The organism is Desulfofundulus sp. (assembly GCF_049701015.1).
Taxonomy (GTDB): Bacteria; Bacillota; Desulfotomaculia; order Desulfotomaculales; family Desulfovirgulaceae; genus Desulfofundulus.
In genome coordinates this window covers 1-2,892 of record NZ_JBNATZ010000292.1, presented here as the reverse complement: position 1 = coordinate 2,892, position 2,892 = coordinate 1, and the positions used below count along the sequence as shown (strand labels likewise).

Genomic DNA, 2,892 nt, shown 5'->3' with positions numbered 1-2,892 from the left:
ACAGCCGGGGGCGCCGTGGTGCCCTGCAGGTTTATGCCGGTACCACCCGCCGTGCCGGTACCGCCCGGCCCACCGCCGGGCGCCCCGGCCACGGACGGTGCCGCCACACTACCTGCCACCAGGCGGCCCACACCGGTTACACCGCCCAGCCCGATGAAACCCAGGATTTTACCGGCTACACTTTCCTCCTCGATACCGGCCCACCGGGTCCACAGGCCCTGCAGGCCGTTGCGCAGCAGGCCCCCCAGCGCGATGATCATGTACACCCCGAGGAGTTTCTGCGGCCAGCCGATGTCGCCGGCCACCACGAAGACCACGATGACCACGGCAACTATGGCGTATGCCGACTGGAGGAAGGTGTTCGTCAGCAGCTCCCCCAGCCAGACGCTGGCCGCGGTCACGTTCTTATTCATTGTCCACAGCAGCGCCATCACCGGCGTGAAGACGTACAGCACGGAAATTACCCAGTTTCGCACCCAGAAGATGATGTTTATCCAGAACCCGGACCACGCAAAGACCACCTTGACGAGAGCGGTGCCCAGCACGGACCCGGTCTGCAGTTTCGAAAGCCAGGCGTCGGAGAGTATCTCGTTCAGCAGCTGGCTGTTCTGACCGCCGGCTGTCCGGACGGCCTCCACCAGGGCGTTGTTCAGGACGTACAGCGCGCGCACCACCACCGGCGCACCGGCGATAATGATGAGCGCGAAAAACATCCGCCAGAGCTGTGCCGAGGCCTCCGCCCGGGCGTCCGGGTTTTTCGAGATCCCGGCGCCGATGAACCTGCCCGCGGCCACGAGCATGGCGATGAGGTAAAGGGCCAGGCCCACCAACGCCATGCTACCGTAGAGCCCGTCCAGCGCGTCCCACTGTTCCGGCGAGAACGGGGCCGGGGCCGTGAGGTCGAACGCGTTGTCCCCCGCCTGCAGGACAAGCTCACCCACCGGCTTGAAACCGAACCTGCCGGTCAGGGCCGCAAAGACCCTGTACAACCCGTCGAATACGGTGGCCACGGCCCGCTCGAACAGGCCCCCTTCATCCTTGATGTCTTCTCCGGATGATTTGTCCTGCCCGCCCGGGGGTGAGCCGTTCCGCGGCGGTACCGGGTCTTTCCTGACGGTGACGGCGTTCAGAAACGGCTGGCCGTTGATCTTGTAGTGGTAGGTCTTCCCCGCCTGCACTCCCCCGTCCGTCCAGGACATGGTGTACCAGCCCTCGGACTGCGGCAGGTCCAGGACGGCCGCCGGGTCGCCGACAAAGGAGCCGTAATACTCGCTGCGCATGATGGTGACCCGGTCGGGTCCCATCGCGGGACCGGCCTTCAATACGTGCACTTCCCAGGAAATGTGCACCTTACCGTCACCGGTGGTGAAGCGCACGTCCCTGATTTCCACCGCGCGGTATTCGGGTGCAGCCTGGACAGCTGGAAGCGGTAGAAAAAGAAAAGCCAGGAGCAGGAGGACACAGGCAAAAGCTAGATACCGTCGAATTCCCATTTGCCCCTCACCGGGACCGCCAGGGCCCCGCCCGCCTTCCTGCCCGGCATTTTCTCCGCTTCCTCCCGCTCCGCGGCTTCTGCCGGTACCAGCCCGCGCGGGGTCAGCACCAGCCTGCACCGCCCGGCGTACACCACTTCCCGCGGCCTGCTCTTCTCCGGCTCCGGGCACTCGCCCGCTTTCACCAGGCCTTCACCCGTCAGGACGTACCGCTCCCGCACGCCGCTCCCCCACCGCTTCAGGGAGGCGTCGTACTGGTACCCCAGGGGCTCCTTCTCCCGGTGCAGGCGCCTGTACTCCTGCCGGAGATCGAACCAGTCAAGTATCTTTACAACTGCCAGAAGCACCAGCACGATGAGCCAGCCCACCGCCATAAAGAGAAATTCCATCACCGCAACTATACCTGCCGTGGCTTCGCTTGCCACAGCCTCTTCGAAACTGCCGTTCACATTCCAGGGCTCCACGTACCGGCCGGTGTAAGGGTCGTACACCAGCCCCCGGGCTGCGGCGTCCGCTCCCCAGTAGCTGTTCCCGTAGCCGTAACCGTAGCTCATTGCGGTTCCCCCTTCCCTCCCGTGCGGACGAAGGGCATCTCATAGGGCAGTGCTGTCACCTGCACTTCCGCCATGTTGCCGCCCGCTTCCTGCAGGGTTTTACCACCAACTTTTATTATACACCTGCCCTGGGTAAAAATCTGGAGCCTTTCACCCATGCCTTTGGGCAGTTTGAACACCTCCACCACCTGGTCCACCACGGACGGGTTCTGGCCCAGCAGGATGTTCGTAGCACAGCCGTCTATCACCGACCGGCCCTCCTCACGGGCCAGGAATTCCTCCACGTACTGGCTGGCGACCACCAGGGCGGTGTCGTGCTTCCTGCCCCGGCGGGCCAGGGTCTCCAGGAACTGCGCCGAGTCCGGCCACTTCACGAACATCCACGCCTCGTCGATCACCACCATCTTTTTCCCCGTATGCCGCAGCGCAAACCGATGCCAGGCCCAGGTCAGCACCACGAACATGGCGTAAAACTTGGTGAACTCGTCCCTGATCCGCGAGAGGTCGAACACCACCACCGGCGCGGAAAAGTCCTTTTCCGTCTCGCAGTCGAACATACCCAGGGAGTTCCCTCTAAGAAAAGGCTTCAAGATCAGGCACAGTTTTTCCGTCCCGGGTTTTTCCCCCAGCTTCGCGTGCAGGTCGGACAGCGTGGGCATCCGCTTCCTCACGCCTCCCACCGCGAAACCGCCCCCCGGCAGTTTTTTGCCGCCCGGCTCGTACAGGCTCGCCGGGTCGGACGTTATGCCCCGCCCGGCGTACAGTTCGCGCACCGCTTCCTCCAGTACGGCTATCTCTTCGGGTTCCAGGGGCCGGCTGGCGAAACCGCGCACGATGGTGGCCAC

Annotated in this window: 3 protein-coding genes; all 3 read right to left on the bottom strand. The window is 64.1% G+C overall.

The features are described 5' to 3' along the window. Nucleotides 1-1,493, bottom strand: a 1,493-nt coding sequence (locus tag ACPLUI_RS13410; RefSeq protein ID WP_424660754.1) for a hypothetical protein, incomplete at its 3' end; no start/stop codon positions are given. Beyond that, nucleotides 1,472-2,047: a hypothetical protein gene (locus tag ACPLUI_RS13405; RefSeq protein WP_424660753.1), complete on the bottom strand. Its 576-nt coding sequence runs from the start codon at nt 2,045-2,047 to the stop codon at nt 1,472-1,474. The genes ACPLUI_RS13410 and ACPLUI_RS13405, both read right to left, overlap by 22 nt. After that, on the bottom strand, nt 2,044-2,892 hold an 849-nt coding region (locus tag ACPLUI_RS13400; protein ID WP_424660752.1), incomplete at its 5' end, for an ATP-binding protein. The genes ACPLUI_RS13400 and ACPLUI_RS13405, both read right to left, overlap by 4 nt.